The organism is Chitinophaga sp. (assembly GCF_036569125.1).
Classification (GTDB): Bacteria; Bacteroidota; Bacteroidia; order Chitinophagales; family Chitinophagaceae; genus Chitinophaga.
Genome location: NZ_DATCRF010000544.1, coordinates 1 through 16,700, shown reverse-complemented (window position 1 = coordinate 16,700; position 16,700 = coordinate 1). Strand labels below are relative to the sequence as shown.

Genomic DNA, 16,700 nt, shown 5'->3' with positions numbered 1-16,700 from the left:
TATAAAGTATGTAAAGCGCTAATAGCTTACTTAGATAAATTGATCTCTTTATATATGGCCCCGGTTTTCCCGGGGCTTTTTTTATTGCCCCTCCTGCAGCGCTTCCTGTGCGTACTGCAGGTTCTCCCCGTCAAAACAAACCAGTATCACCTGCTCAATACTATGCTCCTGTTCTAAAAAGTCGCGGATGGTTTTCACCGCAATCTTTGCCGCCTGTGCTTTCGGAAAATGATAAATGCCGGTGCTGATGTTGGGGAAGGCAATCGTTTTTACGCCATTATCCACCGCCAGCTGCAGGGAGTTACGGTAACAACCGGCCAGCTTTTCAGCCTCCTGTTTATGGCCGCCGTTCCATACGGGGCCTACAGTATGTATCACGTACCGGGCCGGTAAGCGGCCTGCAGTGGTGATCACGGCTTCGCCGGTGGGGCAGCCACCCTGCCGGGCTACTATCTTGCGGCAGTCGTCCAGTATGGCCGGGCCGCCGGCACGGTGTATAGCCCCATCCACCCCGCCGCCACCCATCAGGGAGGTATTGGCAGCATTCACAATGGCATCGGCTTCCACTTTGGTAATATCGCCCTGTATCGCTATGATCTTTGCCATGTTATTTTACTCTTACGTATACCAGCTTACCCATTTTCTTACCGCTGTCGCGGATGTCTATCTCAAAACGGTCAATGCTTTTAATAAGCTGCACCAGCTTGTTAAAGCCATAGTTACGGGCATCAAAGTCCGGCTTTTTCTTCAGCAGCAGGTTGCCCAGCTCTCCCAGGTAAGCCCAGCCATCTTCATCCGCAATATCATTAATGCTGGATGAAAGCAGCTTTATCATCTCCCGGTCTGCTTTGCTGATGCCTTTGGTCTTTGTTTTTCCTTTGCGGGTATTGCTTTTCGCGGCCGCAGCTTCCGTTTCGGTTTCAGTTTCCGTCTCCGCTTCCTGGTTTTGCCGTAATATTTCCAGGTAAATGAACTTATCACAGGCGGCCCGGAAGGCGGTAGGCGTTTTCATTTCGCCCAGGCCAAATACGCGCATGCCGGCTTCCCGCAGGCGGGTGGCCAGCCGTGTAAAATCGCTGTCGCTGCTCACCAGGCAAAAGCCGTCCACACGCCCGGTGTACAGGATGTCCATGGCGTCAATGATCATGGCGGAATCCGTTGCATTTTTCCCTACTGTATAGCTGTATTGCTGTACAGGGTTAATGGCATTTTCGAGCAGTACGGTTTTCCAGCCCGTAAGGTGAGGTTTGGTCCAGTCGCCATAAATTCTTTTGAAGGTAGGAATGCCGTATTTGGCAATTTCCTCCAGCATGGCTTTTATGTTGGAATGGGGTATGTTGTCGGCGTCTATTAATACGGCAAGCCGAAGCTCTGTATTACTGTCCATAAGCCAGGGGGTTTAGTTGCGTAATATTACAAAATCTGCGGCCTGCCGTTATTTTACAGTAGTGCATTATTTCAGGTAAGAGCGGATCATCCAGGCGGTTTTTTCATGACTGGTCAGCAGGCCGGTCAGGAAATCGCTGGTGCCTTTGTCTTTGTATTTTTCATCCAGCTCGTCTATTAAACGGCGCAGGTTACGGATAATGGTTTCATGATCATCCAGCAGGTTGCCCAGCTGTACCTGCTGATCATTAGTGTACTCCTGCTCTACCAGGCTGGTAAGCTTCAGGAAGTCGCTCAGGCGGCCTTCTGCATAATGGCCCAGGGCGCGTATGCGTTCTGCCATTTCATCTATCGCCTCTGCCAGCTCTTCGTACTGGTTCTCGTAAAACTTATGCATCTCCATAAAGTTGGAACCTTCAATGTTCCAGTGGTAGTTGCGGGTTTTGGTGTATAACACCATCAGGTCTGCCAGGCATTTATTTAGCTCCAGGGCTACTCCCTGTAAGTTCTTTTCTGAAATGCCGATGTTTGCTTTCATGTCTTTGTGTTTTTCTGTTGTTGCTTTTGCGGTCATTGTTGTCATAGTTAATATTTTAAGGTGGTTAAACAAGACGTGCGCTGAAAAATCCTACTAAAATAGTAGGTAGTGGTGTCCGTTACTTCGCTATTTTTGTGCCATACTTCCTAATTTTGTGGTATGGAACAGTCGTCGGGGAGAATATACACGTTGCATTTCATTCTACTTTGCCTCAGTAATGCAGTATTCTCCGCTAGTTACAATATGTTGATCCCTGAGCTGCCGGCTTATCTCACCAGTATGGGCGGCGCGGATTATAAAGGCTATATCCTGGCATTATTTACCTTAATGGCAGGTCTTTCCCGTCCTTTTAGCGGCAAATTGACAGATACTGTGGGCCGCGTTCCTGTAATGATCTTCGGCTCTGTTGTATGTGTGGTTTGCAGCCTGTTATATCCGCTGATAAGTTCTGTAGGTGCGTTCCTGCTCTTGCGTTTCTTTCATGGTTTCTCCACGGGCTTTAAACCTACCGGTACCACTGCTTACATCTCTGACCTGGTGCCTAATAACCGGCGTGCAGAGGCCATGGGTATGGTGGGGCTGTTCAGCACCATTGGCCTGGCTTTAGGCCCCGCAATTGGCGGTTTTATTGCAGCCCGCTGGAATATTTATGTAATGTTCCAGGTGTCTGCCGTATTTGCGTTACTGTCTGTCGTAATACTGATCGGCGGTCTTAGAGAAACCCTGCCTAAGCCCAGCCGGCAACGTTTTAGCCCTTCACTGCTGAAAATATCCCGTCACGAAATATTTGAGCCATTAGTGTTAGGGCCGGTGATCGTTACCTTTTTCTGTTTCCTAAGTTACGGTGCTTTACTCACAATTATTCCGGATTTTAGTCAATACCTGGGTATTCATAACAAAGGCCTGTTCTTTACCTTCTTTACCGGCGCATCCATCGGCATCCGTTTGCTGGCCGGTAAGGTATCGGATAAATACGGCCGCTTACCGGTGCTCAAAATATCTACAGCCACTATGGCCATTGCGCTGTTCATGCTGGCGATGGCTACCACACCATATCTGATGATGGTGGCGGCAATCATATACGGTGTATCCGTAGGGTTAAACTCTCCTGCTGTTACTGCCTGGACGGTTGACCTGGGCGATCCTGCCCACCGCGGCCGCGCGCTGGCTACCATGTACATTGCCATGGAAGCAGGTATTGGTTTGGGCGCTTATTTATCTGCCTATATCTATCATAACAACGCGTCCTATTTTCCCCTGGCCTTTGGTATAATGGGCGTAGGCTGCCTGGTAGCGCTGGTGTACATGATGCTGATCTACGACAACCGCCGTCTGAAAATTATGTGGCGGCTGGTGCATATGAAGGCGCCTTTCAGGAGATGGCTTTAGGAGGATAAAGCTGAAAGCGCAAAGCAGAAAGCAACCGACATTATATAGTATAAAGTAAAACGCCTAACGAACATTCGTTAGGCATTTTACTTTATAAATATCACTACAATAATCCTCCATCTTGCTTTATGCTTTCTGCTTTGCGCTTTCAGCTACAGCTTAGCATACAAATCCCGCAGCCTTTCCCTCGTCATCTGCTGCTGCCAATCCTTACCCAGCGCATTTTCCCACAAAGGAGCCAGGCTTAGTGATACATCTATCATCTTGTCCACATCCGCAGCGCTCATGCCCCGGGTAATGTTTTGAGGAATAGTTACGTTATGGCGCTGCACCATTTCCTTAAACTCTTTTACGCCCTGCGGGTAAAACTCTTCCAGCTTATCAAACACAATACAGTTACCAACGCCATGGTGGGTACCCAGCACATAGCTCAGGCCATAGCTTACCGCATGCGCCACGCCTACCTGCGAGTAGGCAATGCTCATACCGCCGGCATAAGAGGCCATCATCAGCTTTTCATCCGCATCATCATCCCAGTGTGGTTTTTTCAGGAATATTTCCTGGCATAGTTCCAGCGCCTTTTCGCCATAGGAGCGGCTAAAAGCGTTCAGGTAAGTACCTTCCAGGGATTCTACGCAATGTATATAACAGTCCATAGCAGTATAGAACCGCTGGTTAACAGGCGCGTCTTTTATTAGCTCAGGGTCCAGCACGATCTGGTCAAACGGCGTATAGTCCGAGTTCATGCCCAGCTTGCGGGTAGGCCCGGTAAGCACCGTGGTACGGCTTACTTCTGCACCGGTGCCGGAAAGCGTGGGTATGCCGGCTTTGTATACACCGGGCTGCTTTACCAGGTCCCAGCCCTGGTAGTCGGCAGAGGAGCCGGGGTTGGTCATCATCAGGCTTACCGCTTTGGCCATGTCCATAGTGGAGCCGCCGCCAATACCAATAACGCCGGATACCTGCCCGAATTCCGCTTTCAGCTCATCGCGCAGCTGATCCACGTACTTCGTCTTAGGCTCATGCGTTACATCAATGAACACGATCTTATCCTTGCCCTGCAAAGGTATACGGCCGGTAAACGCCGGCTTATCCTTAAAGAACTGATCCACGAAAAAGATCATCGGTGCATCGCCCTTACGCTGCGGCGCCAGTATTTCATCTAACTGGTTAAACGCACCCCGGCCGAATATTACATAACCTACCAGCTTAAAATTTCTGAACTTCATACTTTACTAATTATACTACGGTATGGACAACCCAATCCCCACCAATCAATCTCCACAATCTATTAATTATTCATTCTTCATTATTAATTATAGCAGCTTGGCTGCTTTCTCCAGGTCCTCCGGCGTATCTATCTCCACACCCATATACTCCGTTACCACCATTTTCATGGGAATACCGTTTTCCAGGTAGCGCAGGCATTCTATTTTTTCTGCTGCTTCCAGCGGGCTTACCGGCAGCCGGGTAAATTCCAGCAGGGTTTGTTTGCGGAAAGCATAAATGCCAATATGCTCGTAATAAATACTCTTCACCTGTTTATCGCGCGGGTAGGGTATTACGGAGCGGGAAAAGAACAGCGCATTGAATTGCTTGTCCACCGCCACTTTTACGTAGTTAGGATCTTCGATGGAGCTCCGGTCTTTCAGCTCCTGCATCAGGGATGCTACCTGCACCTGTTTGCCGGCTTCGCCTTCAAAAACCTTTAACAGCTTTTCCAGCGGCGCCTTTTGGGTAAAGGGTTCATCGCCCTGTACATTCACTACAATATCCACGTCCATACCGGTAACAGCTTCGGCTATGCGGTCGGTACCGCATTCATGCTCTTTTTTGCTCATTACGGCTTTGCCGCCATTGCCGGTAATTTCCCGGTATATCACATCACTGTCCGTTACCACCATTACCTCGTCGAACACACCGGTATTCACGGTAGATTCATAGGTGCGCAGTATTACAGATTTCTCTCCCAGCTTAGCCATTAGCTTACCGGGAAAACGGGTGGCCCCGTAACGCGCAGGTATTAAAGCAATACTTTTCATAGTTGAATTATAATGCGCTCTTTACAGCCTTCACCAGCTTATCGGCTCTTTCTTTTATTTCGCTTTCGCTCCAGCCCAGGTTAATGGGGGTGCAGATGCAACGGCTCATAATAGCGTCAGATACCGGGAACTGTTTGATCTTATAGATCTCCAGCGCCTGCTGCAGGCCCGGTGCAAAGTGGTTCAGCGTAGCGCTTTGCTTAAAATGTTCCCAGTTACGGATGTAGTGCCAGTTATTATCAAACCAGTAAAAAGCAGCCAGGCCGGCGGCTTTCATGGCGGCGGCAGCAGCGCGGGCCTGGTTTTCTTCCGGCAGGAAAAAGCCCAGGAAAGTAGCGCTGTCGCCCGCTTCATCGGGCAGGCGGCGGAAGCTTACTTCCGGTATGCTTGCCAGGGCGTCTTTAAATATTTTCTTGGTGCTGCGTTGTATGGCCAGGAATTTATCCAGCTTGCGCACCTGCGCCAGCCCTACAGCTGCATGCAGCTCGGAGATACGGAAATTCTGCCCCATATACGGATGCAGGTCGGCCCCGCGGTCCACGCCCAGGTGGTCATGCCCGTGGTCGGAGTAGGCATCGCATTTTAGGTACAGCTCTTTATCATTGGTTACCACAGCGCCGCCTTCGGCACAGGTAACGGTTTTTACAAAGTCAAAAGAAAAAATGCCGGCATGTCCTATAGATCCCAGGGCTTTGCCCTTATAGCTGGCGCCAAAGCTTTGAGCGGCATCTTCCAGCAGTATCAGGTTATTTTTTTCGCAAATGGCTTTCAGCGCATCCAGGTCGGCCATGGCGCCGCACATGTGCACGGGCATAATCACTTTGGTACGCGGTGTAATAGCCGCTTCTACTGCGCGGGGATCCAGGGTAAGGGTATCATCCACATCCACCAGCACCGGGGTAGCCCCTACGGAAAATATACTTTCAAAGCTGGCTACAAAGGTGAAAGTAGGCATGATCACCTCATCGCCGGCGCCTACTCCCAATGCTGCCAGCGCAGTGGTAAGGGCGGTGGTGCCGCTGGAGGTAAGCTGCGTATAAGGTATATTCAGCTTGCTGCTGATTGCCTGTTCCAGTTCTTTCGCTTTCCAGATGCCTTTACGGGGACCATCAAACCCGTAACGCATAAAAATGCCGGTTTCCAAAACATCATTCACCTCTTTCCTCTCCTCGGCGCCAAATAATTCAAATCCTGGCATAAGCTATTGATTTTAACGTGTTGATAAAGCTATTTTTGTTGATCGTGCTTGCAAAGGTAGCATAATCATACTTGCCTCCTAGCTAAAAACTGTTTATCTTTTATTAAAAATTCAACATGCGTTTCCTCCTGTATGCTACCCTTTTGACGGTATCGGCCCTGCTGCCATGCTCCCATATTAATGCCCAGCAAACACCGGAAGCCGCTATCCGGCAGCTGATGCAGCAGCAAACCGACGCCTGGAACAAGGGTAACATCCCGGCTTTTATGCAAACCTACTGGCAGTCGGATTCTTTGCTGTTCATTGGCAAAAACGGCATTACCCAAGGCTGGCAGGCCACCCTGGACCGTTATAAAAAATCGTACCCCGATACGGCCGCTATGGGCCAGCTACACTTTAATTTACTGGAATTTAAACAATTAACGCCGGAGCTTTACTTCCTGGTAGGTCAATGGCACCTGCAACGCAGTGTGGGTAACCTGCAGGGGCATTTTACCCTGCTGATCCGGAAAATAAACGGCGCCTGGAAGATCATTGCAGATCATAGTAGTTAGGAACTTCCCTAAAAAAGAAAACCATCCCAGGAATGGGACGGCCTGCTATACACCACAACATTAAAGAAGAACTATGACTAAACACTGTTCCCTAAATAGTTAAAAATGTTGACGGGAGTTTCCAATTTTATTGATCGATATGGTGAGTCAAGTGTTATCTTCTCTTCTCTCCTCACTATCTCTCACCGCCCTATTCTCTTTAGTAGGTTTCTCCGACAATTCTGCACGCAGCGGGTTAGTGCGCGTATCAGCCTTGCTGGTTTTTAATATCTCTGCCGGCTTTTTAGAATGGTCTACTTTCGTATCCGTATTCTTTTTATCCGATGTGTTTTTCTGCTGCGACATAGGCTACACTGTTTATGTCAGGTAAAGGAATAACTAACAAAGTTTATTCCATTCATATACCCCCACAGCCACAGGCACTTATAACCCTTAATGTGGTGAGCGGATTCCCCAACCTGTGCGGCAGCGTTCCCCAAGTAGTGGGACCCCAAACAGCTGGCAGCACGCTGTCACTCGATTGCAGTAGCCACTTTTGGCCCTGATAACCAACTCTTAACGAGCAGGCATAGAAATTGAAAAGTCTTTTTTCTCATTCCCCTATTTATTTTTTAAAATTTAAAGCTGTTGTTTATGAAGATCCAGTTGCACAACTGGTGGGAGCTGAAGAAGAGATTGCAAAAACGTTACTCCCACCTCTCCGAAGAAGACCTTACTTATGAGTATGGCAAAGAACAGGAACTGATCGTACGCCTGCAGAAAAAAACCGGCACCACACATGACGATATGGTGCGCATCATCAAAAGTTTTCAGGTAGCATATTTGCAGCATGAACTATTGTAGATCGTTACAATGTTTATGCACCTTTAAAATGTGAGTTATGATAATGTACACAGATCTTGTTAGCACGCTGAACGACCTTGTGCGGGTGAATAACGACCGATCGGCAGGTTATGCTACAGCGGCAGCACAAACAGAGGAACCGGGATTACAGCACATTTTTCAATCCATGGCCGATCAAAGCCGGGAATACGCTTTTGAGCTGAACCGGCAGCTGAAGAACATGGGTGGTGAAGAAGAAGCGAACACCAGCCTGGGTGGCGATCTATACCGTACCTGGATGGATCTGAAGGCCGACTTCACCGCGAATAGTGATACCAGTATCCTGGCCTCCTGTGAGTATGGTGAGGATGTGACGTTGCGGGTGTACAATATGGCGCTGAGCAATGAAATTGAGATACCGCAGCACGTGCTGGATCTGATCACCCGCCAGTATGGCGAATTAAAACTGTCGCACGACAGGATTAAAAAGCACCGTGATCTTAATAAAGCTATTAAATGATTTTAGCATCTGAGTTAACCCTCTGACAGCCAGTTGCTCCCGGTCACAAGGGAACAACTGGTTTTGTTTTTTATATATGCGGCGCAAATAAATCTGTTTTGGTCCATTTTAGTTTCATATCAGCCACTTATCTTTGATCCCCGAGAGTCTGTTTTAACCCTTTCCTCTGAACAAACCGGTATTTAATTTTAACCCAGTTCTATCACTAACCGGTAACTGATTATTCCTAACTATTTAACTGGTAATAATGACCGGCTTTTTACGATTTATAGCCCCCGTATTTGTTGCGCTATTTTTTATTGACTGCGGAAAAGAGAATAATGTGAACCCGCCCGTTACTTCCATTACGCCGGATAGCTCTGCACCGGTAACCGACAGCTTCCCGGAAAATGTGGTGAACCGAACCGCTTTATTACGCCTGGTAAATGGCCTGCGCAGCCGTGGCTGTAATTGCGGCGCCGATAAAATGCCGCCCGTGCCCGCCCTTACCTGGAACATAACGCTGGAAAAAGCGGCCTGGCTGCATAGCAAGGATATGTACACAAAAAACTACTTCGACCATAACTCACCGGATGGCACCAATCCCGGCCAGCGCCTGACGGCAGCCGGCTACTCCTGGATATACTATGGTGAAAATATTGCCAAAGGCCGGATGGATGAACAGGCCGTGGTACTGGGCTGGCTTAACAGTCCTAAACACTGCCATAATATGATGGATGCAAATTTTAAGGAGCTGGCCGTAGGTAAGTTCGATATTTACTGGACTATGGAGCTGGGGAACAGGAAGTAGTTGCCAGTCGCTAGTTGGCAGTGGGCAGTTTGAAGCCTTTTGTTAGAATAAGTTTTCTGAAATTAGGTTTGATGAGTTAATATTTTCCTGGTTTTATAACCTGGCTGTCACATTTTTATACCTCAAATTACTTCAGCAATCGCCTCCAGACTGCCAACTGCACACTGCCAACTGCCAACTAATTTCACTGCCAACTAAACATTTATCTTCTTTCTCCACCACTTCCACACCATATACAAATAAGCACCCAGGGTGATCAGGGCAAAGGCATAAAAAAATATCATGCGGCCCGGCGTTGATTCGTCCGGTACGGCAAAACCCAGGAACAGCCCCAGGAAAACATTTATCATCATCCAGAAAAAACCCAGGAACAAGGTGCGTGTGATCTTTATAAAATACAGCACTATCTCCGACTTAAACGGGTCTTTCTGTTCTTCTGGTCCGGTGGGTTCCATTGGTGCAGGTATTTAGGTGAGCTATTGAACCACGCATCAGGGCAGGCACATTTTCATTAACGCCGCACTATCGCCCCGGAATACATTAAAATCTACAATTGTTTTTATCCCATTTACCCTGCCAATATCACTGTGCTGCCAGAATACCCATTCCCGGTCTACCCGGGGCCGTTCTTTCTGGTAGTAGTGCGCTATCCACAGCGGGTAATCATTAAACTCATCGCCCAGGTAGGTGTTATAGAATTTCAGGTTGGTATAAATAATGGGCTTTATGCCATATGCCTTTTCCAGCTCCTCCAGCCATATTTTGGCGGTGCTGCGTATCACTGCCGGCGGCTGGTTGTTATGCGTTTCAATATCCAGTACCGGCGGCAGGTCGCCGGAAGTAAGCTGCACCACATTCTTGAAGTTAACCGCCTGTTTCAGCGGGTCGCGGGTAGCATAAAAAAAATGGTAGGCGCCCCGTACAAGACCGGCCTCCCCGGCCTTTTGCCAGTTGCGCTTAAATGCTGCATCCTGGCGGGTAATACCTTCCGTTGCTTTTATAAACGCAAAGGATATACGTATTTTATCAACCTGCATCTGCTGCACGGCATCCCAGTTGATCTCTTTCTGAAACTTGGAAACATCTATGCCATGGATAGCATAGTTCACCGGCATATCTATCCCAAACTCCTCGTAACGTACAAAGTTCAGCGCTTCCTGCCGCTGCCACCACCACCATGCTGCCACGGCAATGACTGCTGTTATGATACAAACTATTAATAAACGTCCCGCTTTGTTAATGCGCATGTAGCCTTTTTACAAATAAAATGTGGTCAGCAACAAGTTGTTAACCAGCACCAATTACCATAACCCAACCCTAACAACCCAGTATGCAGCTACAAGTATAGCGCAATATTTTATTACTGTTACATGTATAGTTGTGTTATTTTTACATACAAAGTACCCGGATGTATGCCTGAATTTAATCTGAATGATTCCTTAAACCTGCTTTCCAAGTTCACCCTTCGCCGGGCATGGAACGCCGGTAAGGTGCTGAGCAGCTTTTTCGTGAGTAAGTGGACAGGCAAGCCCGTACAGTGGGGATACCCGGTATCCATTTCTTTTGAGCCTACCACCTCCTGCAACCTGCGCTGCCCGGAATGCCCCAGCGGCCTGCGGGCTTTTACCCGGCCTACCGGTATGCTGCAGCAGGATTTTTTCAGGAAAACCATCGACGAAATTTCCAAAGACCTCCTGTACCTCATCTTTTATTTCCAGGGAGAACCTTACCTGAATCCCGGTTTCCTGGATATGGTAAAATATGCCGGCGATAAAGGCCTGTACACCGCCACCTCTACCAACGCGCATTACCTTACAGAGGCCAATGCCAAAAAAACAGTGGAAAGCGGGTTAGACAGGCTTATTATTTCTATAGACGGTACTACCCAGGACGTATACACGCAATACCGGGTAGGCGGCCAGCTGGATAAAGTGATCCAGGGCGCCAAGAACATTGTGAAATGGAAAAAAGAGCTTAATTCCAAAAAGCCCTTTGTATTCTTCCAGTTCCTGGTAGTAAAACCAAACGAGCACCAGATAGAGGATATTAAGAAGCTGGCAAAGGAGATCGGGGTTGATGAGGTGCGTTTTAAAACAGCCCAGGTATATGATTATGAAGAGGGTAACCGCCTGATACCTACCATTGATAAATACAGCCGCTACCGCCGTAAGGAAGATGGTACCTATGCTATCAAGAACAAGCTGGGTAACCAATGCTGGCGCTTATGGCACTCCCCTGTTATTACCTGGGACGGCCTGGTGGCCCCCTGCTGTTTTGATAAAGATGCGCAGCACAAGCTGGGCGATCTGAAACAGCAATCGTTCCGGGAACTGTGGTTCAATGAACAATATGTGCGGTTCCGTACACAGATTATGGAAGGCCGTAAGAATATTGATATTTGTGCTAACTGCAGTGAGGGCACTAAGGTTTGGGGCTAAGCATTGCCCGCCACCGCCGGAGGCTATTCATCATAATGCTCCGTTTCCCGCTCACCGCGGGCAGCAGCCTTTTTCCTGGCTCTTTTCTTTCTCCTGTTCTGCTGGTACTTGCTAAACAGGTTTATACCCAAGCGCACACCTATAAATTCAACAGCCGTCATAACGGCGCTGGTGGCAAAGCTTTTGAACTTGCCGCTACCCATAGCTATGCCGGCTATACGTGAGGCCATGCTTATAAAGCCGGTGTGCTTGCCCACTCCCGGTATTACGGAGTTGATGGCCATGGTCTTATAGTTGTCCTTAAAGAAATCAACCCGTTCACCCAGATCAAATTCCAGCTTGCGGGTACGTTTTTTAAGACGGGAAATCTCTTTCTCCAGGTGATCTGCGTTCGTGATTTTTGCGATTTTTGCCTTAGGCATGTGTAAACGCGTTTATTGATTTTAACGGGGATTCCTTTTTTGGTTGTGTGGATTTATCCTACAGGTTCCTCATCCTCAGATTCAAATTCAGCAGGTTCCTTGTCAGACTGCCGGTCATCATCCACCATCTCATTTACCAGTTCGGCAATCAGCATATTGGACAGGGGCCGCTGTATCAGGGCTTTACGGAAAATCAGTAATATAACCAGCAGCACTACAAATAAGCCGGCCGCACAGGAGAAGCCGATCGTATAGCTACCGGCCAGCTCACCAATCCAGAAACCTACTACCATCCCCAGGAACACCACCACAAAAAAGAACAGCAGGAAAGCCATAGTCAGGGAAAAAAATAACCCTAATGCTTTCGATAGCTTTCCTGCTGCCTGGAGCTTAATGAGGTCCAAACGGGTTTCCAAATATTCTTTGGCCACCTTGCCTGTTTGGTTAAAATAATTGCTAAAGTTATCTTCCATGCAAATTAGTTTAGGGGATTATGCCAGCTCATTTTCTATGGCATCCTCAAATTGCTCCCTTTTTTTCTTAAAGCGGTCTTTCAGCTTGTCTGTCTGGTATTTCAGCTTATCCACCAACTCATCTTTTTTATCAGAGTTCAGAAAGTAACCAACAGCTACACCTACAGCGGCGCCAACAATGAAAGATACAACGGCTTTTGAACTGTTACTCATAGTGATTATTTTTTTAGATGAAACATTGAGTTTAAACTTGGGTAAAGAACGGGATACAAACATTATTCCAACATTTTAGCACTGCCACAAACCGGTGTTAAGGATCATTTAAATGTTAATGGTTGCTGTATTTATATAATTGCCCATACAAGGTATGAACAAAACGCGGGTTAAATGGTTCAATCTTTGAATGGCATCTTTTGTCCATTCATTCAACTATTGTATCTTTTACTATGAGCTATATCGACAATGACCGCCTCAAACAGATCTTTTTCCTGCTGATCATTATTTTATGGGGCGTGCTCCTGTTTTCTGAACTGTATGGGTTATTCCCCGGTTTGCTGGGCGCCTTATCCATGTACATACTTTGCCGCCGCTGGATGCGGCATTTGGTGGAAACGCGCAAGTGGCGCAAAAGCCTGGCTGCCGCTACGCTTATGTTCCTTTCTTTTATTATTATACTGCTGCCCATTGGTTTGATGATCAATATGCTTACCGATAAAATAAGCTATGCCATCAACCATTCATCTGAGCTTATACAAGGTATTAAGATGGTAGATGGCCGGCTGCAGCAAAGCATGGGCTTTAGCCTGCTAACACCCGAGCGGCTGCAAAAAGTGCAGGAGTCTGTAACCGGCCTGCTCCCCATGTTGCTGGGCGCCACCTTTAACACCGTAACCGCCATTGCCATCCTTTACTTTGTATTGTATTTTATGCTGGTATACTCCCGGGAAATGGAAGAAGGCCTGTATGAATATATTCCCCTGAAAGATGAAAATGTGATACGCCTGGGTAAAGAGCTGCACACCATGATCTTTGCCAATGCAGTTGGTATACCCTTAATCGCTATTATACAAGGGGTGGTAGCGCTGCTAGGCTACTTTATTTTTGGCGTGCCGCAGCCCGTTTTCTGGTTTGCGGTAACCTGCTTTTGCGCCATGCTGCCTATTATAGGAGCCGCCGCCGTATATGTGCCCATGGGCGTGTACCTGATTGCCGCAGGGCATACCTGGCAGGGCATTGCAATACTCATTTACGGGTTTATAGTAGTGGGCGCTTCAGATAATATCTTCCGTATGATGCTGGCTAAAAGAATAGGCGATGTGCACCCGCTGATAACGGTTTTTGGGGTGATCGTTGGCGTAAACCTGTTCGGGTTCATTGGGCTCATCTTTGGGCCGCTGCTGATCTCTATGTTTATACTCTTACTGCAGATCTATTCTAATGAGTACCTCGTAAAAAAGCGCGAAGTGAAGGTGGTAAAAACAGGAGCGCCTGCGAAGGCAAAATCTTAATGCGCCGCTATTTGTAGTAATTATTCTCCGCTATATACGCTACCACATTATCCGGCACCAGGTAACGGATAGATTTTCCCTGCTGGATCCATTGCCGGATGTGGGTAGATGATATGTCAAGCATGGGCGCTTCCAGCACCTGTACATTGGCGCCAAAGGTTTCGGTTACCTCATGCCCCGGGCGTTTATAAACGTAAATGGGATAATGCTTTACCAGCTGCTCATAATTCTTCCAGCGGCGAATGTTCTGAAAGCTGTCGCTGCCCATGATCACCGTAAATTCCTGTGTAGGAAATTTTTCCGCCAGGTAGGTGAGCGTATCAATGGTATAGGAAGGACGTGGTAAGGAAAACTCTATGTTGCTGGCCCGTAAGCGGGGCTCGCCTTGTACCGCCAGCTCTGCCAGGTGAAAGCGGTGATGCTCATTCAATAAGGAAGAGGAGGGTTTTAACGGGTTCTGGGGGGATACCACCAGCCAAACTTTATCCAGGTCGGTGTTATAGGCTATGTAGTTAGCAATAATAAGATGCCCGGTATGTATAGGATTAAAGGACCCGAAATACAAGCCAATCTTCATGCGCAGCTTTTATTTGGGCTGTAATATATAAATTCCCACCCACATGTGCTGCATTTACTCCACAGGTTTAAACTGCTCAAACACCATCCCGCAATCTTTACAGTAATGAATGGCGCGGCAAAGCGTGGAACCAAAGGGCGAGCGCAGGTACGTGTTCTCACTATGGCAATGCGGACAGGGGGTATTCAGCATAATTTCCGCATGCAGCTCACCCTCATGCACCTGCGGGGCAGCCATTCCAAAATGCTGCAGCTTTTCTTTAGCCGTGTCGGTAAGGCGGTTGCTTTGCCAGTGCACTTCCTTATCCACCGTTACCTGCACAGGCAGGCCGGTTAATTTATTTACAGTGGCCCGTATGTTTTGCTGAATATAGCTTACCGCCGGGCAGGCCGCAAACGTAGGGATCATTTTTATATGAGCTGTACCCTCATACAGCGTTACCCCGGTGATCATGCCCAGCTCCAGTACATTTAATACCGGGATCTCCGGGTCCATTACCTGTTCCAGGGCAGTGTATATATCAGCAATGGTGGTGGTTGCAGTTGTCATGTGTTCTTGTTTTACCATTCGGCCGTTGGGTCCAGCCGGAATACTTCTCCCATTTCCTGTAGCAGCGCCTGCAAATGTGGGGTATGGTTTCCATAGCGGCCGCCATATTGTGGCGCCACCGCAGCGGGGTCCGGTAAGTTCAGGGAAGCATTTACCAGCAGGGGATAAATAGTGTTCAGCCATTTATCATACAGCGCCTGCTCACCGGGATAAACACCGGCATCTATCAGTAACGCATCCTGCGGACCCGGTTCAAAAATGCCGGCGGCCAGCGGAAAACAGCGGTCCAAAGCAGCCTGCATTCGCTGATGGCTTTCTTGCCCTCCCCTGCACAGCTGTAATAACCAGGCATCTGCATGCAGCGTATGATATTTTAATTCCCCTTTTACTTTCTTACTCAGCTGCTGCAATGGCTCAAAGCTGCATTGCTGCAGGCTTTCATAACGCACAGCCTCCGCATGGTCAAACAGGAAATGCCGCATCAGGCTAAAGTCGTAGCTGCCAATAGGCAGCTCTGCCAGGTGGCAGCAGGTGAAGTCCTTTGCAGCACGCATAAAGGCAAACTGGTCAGGGTCTTCCCCGCCCAGGTGCTCCTGCAGTATGCGGTATAAAGCCCAGGCATGTCCTATCTTATCCTGCGCCATGGAAGAAAAGGCAATGTCCTCTTCCATAATAGGCCCCAGCCCTGTCCATTCAGAGTTGCGGTGGCCTAAGATCAGCGCATCATCGGCCATGCCGGTAATAAGTGTGGTAATCGCTTTTTGCAAGGCTGCATTCATAGAATTATGCTTTGGGCTGCTTTACAGCCTCTCCTTTAAATTTGTTGATCTTATCCATTACTTTGAACCCACTGGCATCCCTATACGTTTTTTCCAGGTTGTTAGCAAACATATCCTCATCCTCCAGGTCAAAGGCCAGTATGTCCGCGCTGCGCACCACCCACAGGTTCACGCATTTTTTGCGGCGGCCAAATTGTTCTTTTGCAAAAACCAGCGCCAGCTGCGGGTCCGGGGCGTGTACGCAGCCCACATGCTCATGATGGGCGCCTCTTTTTTCCTGGTGAAATACTTCGTACACATTCCAGTTCTCGCCTTCTTCTACCTTAATGGGATCATCCGCATTCCCCAGCTTTAAGCGGTTCACACGTGGGTCATATGATTGGTTGGACATGCATTTTCATTTTTAAACGCTGCGGTAAGTTGTATGTGGATGCAGCTTGTTCATAACGGTAACTCTTATACGCTGTCAATATTTTACTACGCTACCGGCAGGGCCCTTCTCTCTTTCGGGTTCATTAATGCCTTACGCACCCAGCGCCCTTCTTCCTCCGCCCACCTGCGCACCTGCAGCCGCTCCTGGTTACAGGGGCCGCCGCCGTTGATCACTTTAAAGAACAGGTCCCAGTCAGGGTCCGTATACTCCCAGCGGCCGGTTTCCGGATTTTTATGCAGCAGGGGATCCGGCAGCGTAAGCCCCAGCTCCCATAGCTTAGGT

23 protein-coding genes and 1 pseudogene are annotated in these 16,700 nt (G+C 48.2%); 7 read left to right on the top strand and 17 right to left on the bottom strand.

From position 1 onward, the window contains the following. Positions 1–81: 81 nt before the first annotated feature. The 3 genes from VIM87_RS20530 to VIM87_RS20520 form a co-directional block, all read right to left on the bottom strand. On the bottom strand, positions 82–606 hold the full coding sequence (locus VIM87_RS20530) for an O-acetyl-ADP-ribose deacetylase (RefSeq protein ID WP_331998816.1): 525 nt from the start codon (positions 604–606) through the stop codon (positions 82–84). A 1-nt stretch (position 607) separates the two neighbouring features. After that, positions 608–1,387 carry an NYN domain-containing protein gene (locus VIM87_RS20525; protein WP_331998815.1) on the bottom strand — a complete coding sequence of 260 codons (780 nt, stop codon included), beginning with the start codon at positions 1,385–1,387 and terminating at the stop codon, positions 608–610. A gap of 66 nt (positions 1,388–1,453) precedes the next feature. Next, entirely contained in the window at positions 1,454–1,924 is a 471-nt protein-coding gene (locus tag VIM87_RS20520; RefSeq protein ID WP_331998814.1) for a DNA starvation/stationary phase protection protein, read from the bottom strand. Between the two features lie 159 nt (positions 1,925–2,083). On the opposite strand from VIM87_RS20520, the gene VIM87_RS20515 reads away from it, so the two are divergent. Continuing rightward, positions 2,084–3,313: an MFS transporter gene (locus VIM87_RS20515; RefSeq protein WP_331998813.1), complete on the top strand. Its 1,230-nt coding sequence runs from the start codon at positions 2,084–2,086 to the stop codon at positions 3,311–3,313. A gap of 152 nt (positions 3,314–3,465) precedes the next feature. On the opposite strand, the gene VIM87_RS20510 is transcribed toward VIM87_RS20515, so the two are convergent. The 3 genes from VIM87_RS20510 to VIM87_RS20500 form a co-directional block, all read right to left on the bottom strand. After that, on the bottom strand, positions 3,466–4,542 hold the full coding sequence (locus VIM87_RS20510) for an iron-containing alcohol dehydrogenase family protein (RefSeq protein WP_331998812.1): 1,077 nt from the start codon (positions 4,540–4,542) through the stop codon (positions 3,466–3,468). Between the two features lie 87 nt (positions 4,543–4,629). Further along, positions 4,630–5,355, bottom strand: coding sequence for a 3-deoxy-manno-octulosonate cytidylyltransferase (gene kdsB / locus VIM87_RS20505; protein WP_331998811.1), 726 nt, complete (start codon positions 5,353–5,355; stop codon positions 4,630–4,632). Between the two features lie 7 nt (positions 5,356–5,362). Then, a complete protein-coding gene (locus VIM87_RS20500) occupies positions 5,363–6,553 on the bottom strand; it encodes a DegT/DnrJ/EryC1/StrS family aminotransferase (RefSeq protein WP_331998810.1) in 1,191 nt (396 codons plus the stop codon). A 116-nt stretch (positions 6,554–6,669) separates the two neighbouring features. On the opposite strand from VIM87_RS20500, the gene VIM87_RS20495 reads away from it, so the two are divergent. Continuing rightward, entirely contained in the window at positions 6,670–7,107 is a 438-nt protein-coding gene (locus tag VIM87_RS20495) for a YybH family protein (RefSeq protein ID WP_331998809.1), read from the top strand. 147 nt (positions 7,108–7,254) lie between these two features. Here the strand turns inward: VIM87_RS20495 and VIM87_RS20490 are convergent, their stop codons facing one another. Then, the gene (locus tag VIM87_RS20490) at positions 7,255–7,452 is read right to left on the bottom strand and encodes a hypothetical protein (RefSeq protein ID WP_331998808.1); all 198 of its coding nucleotides are present in this window, start codon (positions 7,450–7,452) and stop codon (positions 7,255–7,257) included. Positions 7,453–7,740: 288 nt separating this feature from the next. Between VIM87_RS20490 and VIM87_RS20485 the strand changes: the two genes are divergently transcribed. From VIM87_RS20485 to VIM87_RS20475, 3 genes are all read left to right on the top strand, one after another. After that, entirely contained in the window at positions 7,741–7,950 is a 210-nt protein-coding gene (locus VIM87_RS20485) for a CsbD family protein (protein WP_331998807.1), read from the top strand. Between the two features lie 37 nt (positions 7,951–7,987). Beyond that, positions 7,988–8,449, top strand: a complete 462-nt coding sequence (locus VIM87_RS20480) for a PA2169 family four-helix-bundle protein (protein WP_331998806.1) — start codon at positions 7,988–7,990, stop codon at positions 8,447–8,449. Between the two features lie 247 nt (positions 8,450–8,696). Further along, positions 8,697–9,239 (top strand): CAP domain-containing protein, encoded by a 543-nt coding sequence (locus tag VIM87_RS20475; RefSeq protein WP_331998805.1) that lies wholly within the window; start codon positions 8,697–8,699, stop codon positions 9,237–9,239. Positions 9,240–9,433: 194 nt separating this feature from the next. Here the strand turns inward: VIM87_RS20475 and VIM87_RS20470 are convergent, their stop codons facing one another. Together VIM87_RS20470 and VIM87_RS20465 are read right to left on the bottom strand one after the other, a co-directional pair. Beyond that, positions 9,434–9,694, bottom strand: a complete 261-nt coding sequence (locus tag VIM87_RS20470; RefSeq protein WP_331998804.1) for a hypothetical protein — start codon at positions 9,692–9,694, stop codon at positions 9,434–9,436. Positions 9,695–9,730: 36 nt separating this feature from the next. After that, entirely contained in the window at positions 9,731–10,486 is a 756-nt protein-coding gene (locus VIM87_RS20465) for a glycoside hydrolase family 25 protein (RefSeq protein ID WP_331998803.1), read from the bottom strand. 165 nt (positions 10,487–10,651) lie between these two features. Between VIM87_RS20465 and VIM87_RS20460 the strand changes: the two genes are divergently transcribed. Beyond that, positions 10,652–11,677, top strand: coding sequence for a radical SAM/SPASM domain-containing protein (locus VIM87_RS20460; RefSeq protein ID WP_331998802.1), 1,026 nt, complete (start codon positions 10,652–10,654; stop codon positions 11,675–11,677). A gap of 23 nt (positions 11,678–11,700) precedes the next feature. On the opposite strand, the gene VIM87_RS20455 is transcribed toward VIM87_RS20460, so the two are convergent. The 3 genes from VIM87_RS20455 to VIM87_RS20445 are packed head-to-tail and all read right to left on the bottom strand — an operon-like array spanning position 11,701 to position 12,785. Next, positions 11,701–12,099: a hypothetical protein gene (locus VIM87_RS20455; protein WP_331998801.1), complete on the bottom strand. Its 399-nt coding sequence runs from the start codon at positions 12,097–12,099 to the stop codon at positions 11,701–11,703. A gap of 53 nt (positions 12,100–12,152) precedes the next feature. Next, complete coding sequence (locus tag VIM87_RS20450) at positions 12,153–12,572, bottom strand: hypothetical protein (protein ID WP_331998800.1); 420 nt, start codon at positions 12,570–12,572, stop codon at positions 12,153–12,155. Positions 12,573–12,590: 18 nt separating this feature from the next. Further along, positions 12,591–12,785: a YtxH domain-containing protein gene (locus VIM87_RS20445; RefSeq protein WP_089906981.1), complete on the bottom strand. Its 195-nt coding sequence runs from the start codon at positions 12,783–12,785 to the stop codon at positions 12,591–12,593. Positions 12,786–13,018: 233 nt separating this feature from the next. Here VIM87_RS20445 and VIM87_RS20440 point away from each other — a divergent pair, with 233 nt between their 5' ends. Further along, positions 13,019–14,080, top strand: coding sequence for an AI-2E family transporter (locus tag VIM87_RS20440; protein WP_331998799.1), 1,062 nt, complete (start codon positions 13,019–13,021; stop codon positions 14,078–14,080). Between the two features lie 7 nt (positions 14,081–14,087). Here the strand turns inward: VIM87_RS20440 and nadD are convergent, their stop codons facing one another. The 5 genes and pseudogenes from nadD to paaA all read right to left on the bottom strand — a co-directional run. Next, entirely contained in the window at positions 14,088–14,657 is a 570-nt protein-coding gene (gene nadD, locus VIM87_RS20435; RefSeq protein WP_331998798.1) for a nicotinate (nicotinamide) nucleotide adenylyltransferase, read from the bottom strand. A 54-nt stretch (positions 14,658–14,711) separates the two neighbouring features. Then, positions 14,712–15,206 carry a 1,2-phenylacetyl-CoA epoxidase subunit PaaD gene (gene paaD / locus VIM87_RS20430; protein ID WP_331998797.1) on the bottom strand — a complete coding sequence of 165 codons (495 nt, stop codon included), beginning with the start codon at positions 15,204–15,206 and terminating at the stop codon, positions 14,712–14,714. Positions 15,207–15,217: 11 nt separating this feature from the next. Further along, entirely contained in the window at positions 15,218–15,985 is a 768-nt protein-coding gene (paaC, locus tag VIM87_RS20425) for a 1,2-phenylacetyl-CoA epoxidase subunit PaaC (RefSeq protein ID WP_331998796.1), read from the bottom strand. A 4-nt stretch (positions 15,986–15,989) separates the two neighbouring features. Further along, complete coding sequence (locus tag VIM87_RS20420; RefSeq protein ID WP_331998795.1) at positions 15,990–16,376, bottom strand: hypothetical protein; 387 nt, start codon at positions 16,374–16,376, stop codon at positions 15,990–15,992. 86 nt (positions 16,377–16,462) lie between these two features. Then, a pseudogene (paaA, locus tag VIM87_RS20415) lies at positions 16,463–16,700 on the bottom strand (1,2-phenylacetyl-CoA epoxidase subunit A); the annotation flags it as partial.

Bases quoted from the DNA above. Each gene is read 5' to 3' on its own strand.
- VIM87_RS20445 (WP_089906981.1), bottom strand. From the start codon at position 12,785: ATGAGTAACAGTTCAAAAGCCGTTGTATCTTTCATTGTTGGCGCCGCT.
- VIM87_RS20475 (WP_331998805.1), top strand. From the start codon at position 8,697: ATGACCGGCTTTTTACGATTTATAGCCCCCGTATTTGTTGCGCTATTT.
- VIM87_RS20500 (WP_331998810.1), bottom strand. From the start codon at position 6,553: ATGCCAGGATTTGAATTATTTGGCGCCGAGGAGAGGAAAGAGGTGAAT.
- nadD (WP_331998798.1), bottom strand. From the start codon at position 14,657: ATGAAGATTGGCTTGTATTTCGGGTCCTTTAATCCTATACATACCGGG.
- VIM87_RS20420 (WP_331998795.1), bottom strand. From the start codon at position 16,376: ATGTCCAACCAATCATATGACCCACGTGTGAACCGCTTAAAGCTGGGG.
- VIM87_RS20495 (WP_331998809.1), top strand. From the start codon at position 6,670: ATGCGTTTCCTCCTGTATGCTACCCTTTTGACGGTATCGGCCCTGCTG.
- kdsB (WP_331998811.1), bottom strand. From the start codon at position 5,355: ATGAAAAGTATTGCTTTAATACCTGCGCGTTACGGGGCCACCCGTTTT.
- VIM87_RS20465 (WP_331998803.1), bottom strand. From the start codon at position 10,486: ATGCGCATTAACAAAGCGGGACGTTTATTAATAGTTTGTATCATAACA.
- VIM87_RS20455 (WP_331998801.1), bottom strand. From the start codon at position 12,099: ATGCCTAAGGCAAAAATCGCAAAAATCACGAACGCAGATCACCTGGAG.
- VIM87_RS20530 (WP_331998816.1), bottom strand. From the start codon at position 606: ATGGCAAAGATCATAGCGATACAGGGCGATATTACCAAAGTGGAAGCC.
- paaC (WP_331998796.1), bottom strand. From the start codon at position 15,985: ATGAATGCAGCCTTGCAAAAAGCGATTACCACACTTATTACCGGCATG.
- VIM87_RS20450 (WP_331998800.1), bottom strand. From the start codon at position 12,572: ATGGAAGATAACTTTAGCAATTATTTTAACCAAACAGGCAAGGTGGCC.
- VIM87_RS20485 (WP_331998807.1), top strand. From the start codon at position 7,741: ATGAAGATCCAGTTGCACAACTGGTGGGAGCTGAAGAAGAGATTGCAA.
- VIM87_RS20460 (WP_331998802.1), top strand. From the start codon at position 10,652: ATGCCTGAATTTAATCTGAATGATTCCTTAAACCTGCTTTCCAAGTTC.
- paaD (WP_331998797.1), bottom strand. From the start codon at position 15,206: ATGACAACTGCAACCACCACCATTGCTGATATATACACTGCCCTGGAA.
- VIM87_RS20525 (WP_331998815.1), bottom strand. From the start codon at position 1,387: ATGGACAGTAATACAGAGCTTCGGCTTGCCGTATTAATAGACGCCGAC.
- VIM87_RS20480 (WP_331998806.1), top strand. From the start codon at position 7,988: ATGATAATGTACACAGATCTTGTTAGCACGCTGAACGACCTTGTGCGG.
- VIM87_RS20440 (WP_331998799.1), top strand. From the start codon at position 13,019: ATGAGCTATATCGACAATGACCGCCTCAAACAGATCTTTTTCCTGCTG.
- VIM87_RS20490 (WP_331998808.1), bottom strand. From the start codon at position 7,452: ATGTCGCAGCAGAAAAACACATCGGATAAAAAGAATACGGATACGAAA.
- VIM87_RS20515 (WP_331998813.1), top strand. From the start codon at position 2,084: ATGGAACAGTCGTCGGGGAGAATATACACGTTGCATTTCATTCTACTT.
- VIM87_RS20520 (WP_331998814.1), bottom strand. From the start codon at position 1,924: ATGAAAGCAAACATCGGCATTTCAGAAAAGAACTTACAGGGAGTAGCC.
- VIM87_RS20470 (WP_331998804.1), bottom strand. From the start codon at position 9,694: ATGGAACCCACCGGACCAGAAGAACAGAAAGACCCGTTTAAGTCGGAG.
- VIM87_RS20510 (WP_331998812.1), bottom strand. From the start codon at position 4,542: ATGAAGTTCAGAAATTTTAAGCTGGTAGGTTATGTAATATTCGGCCGG.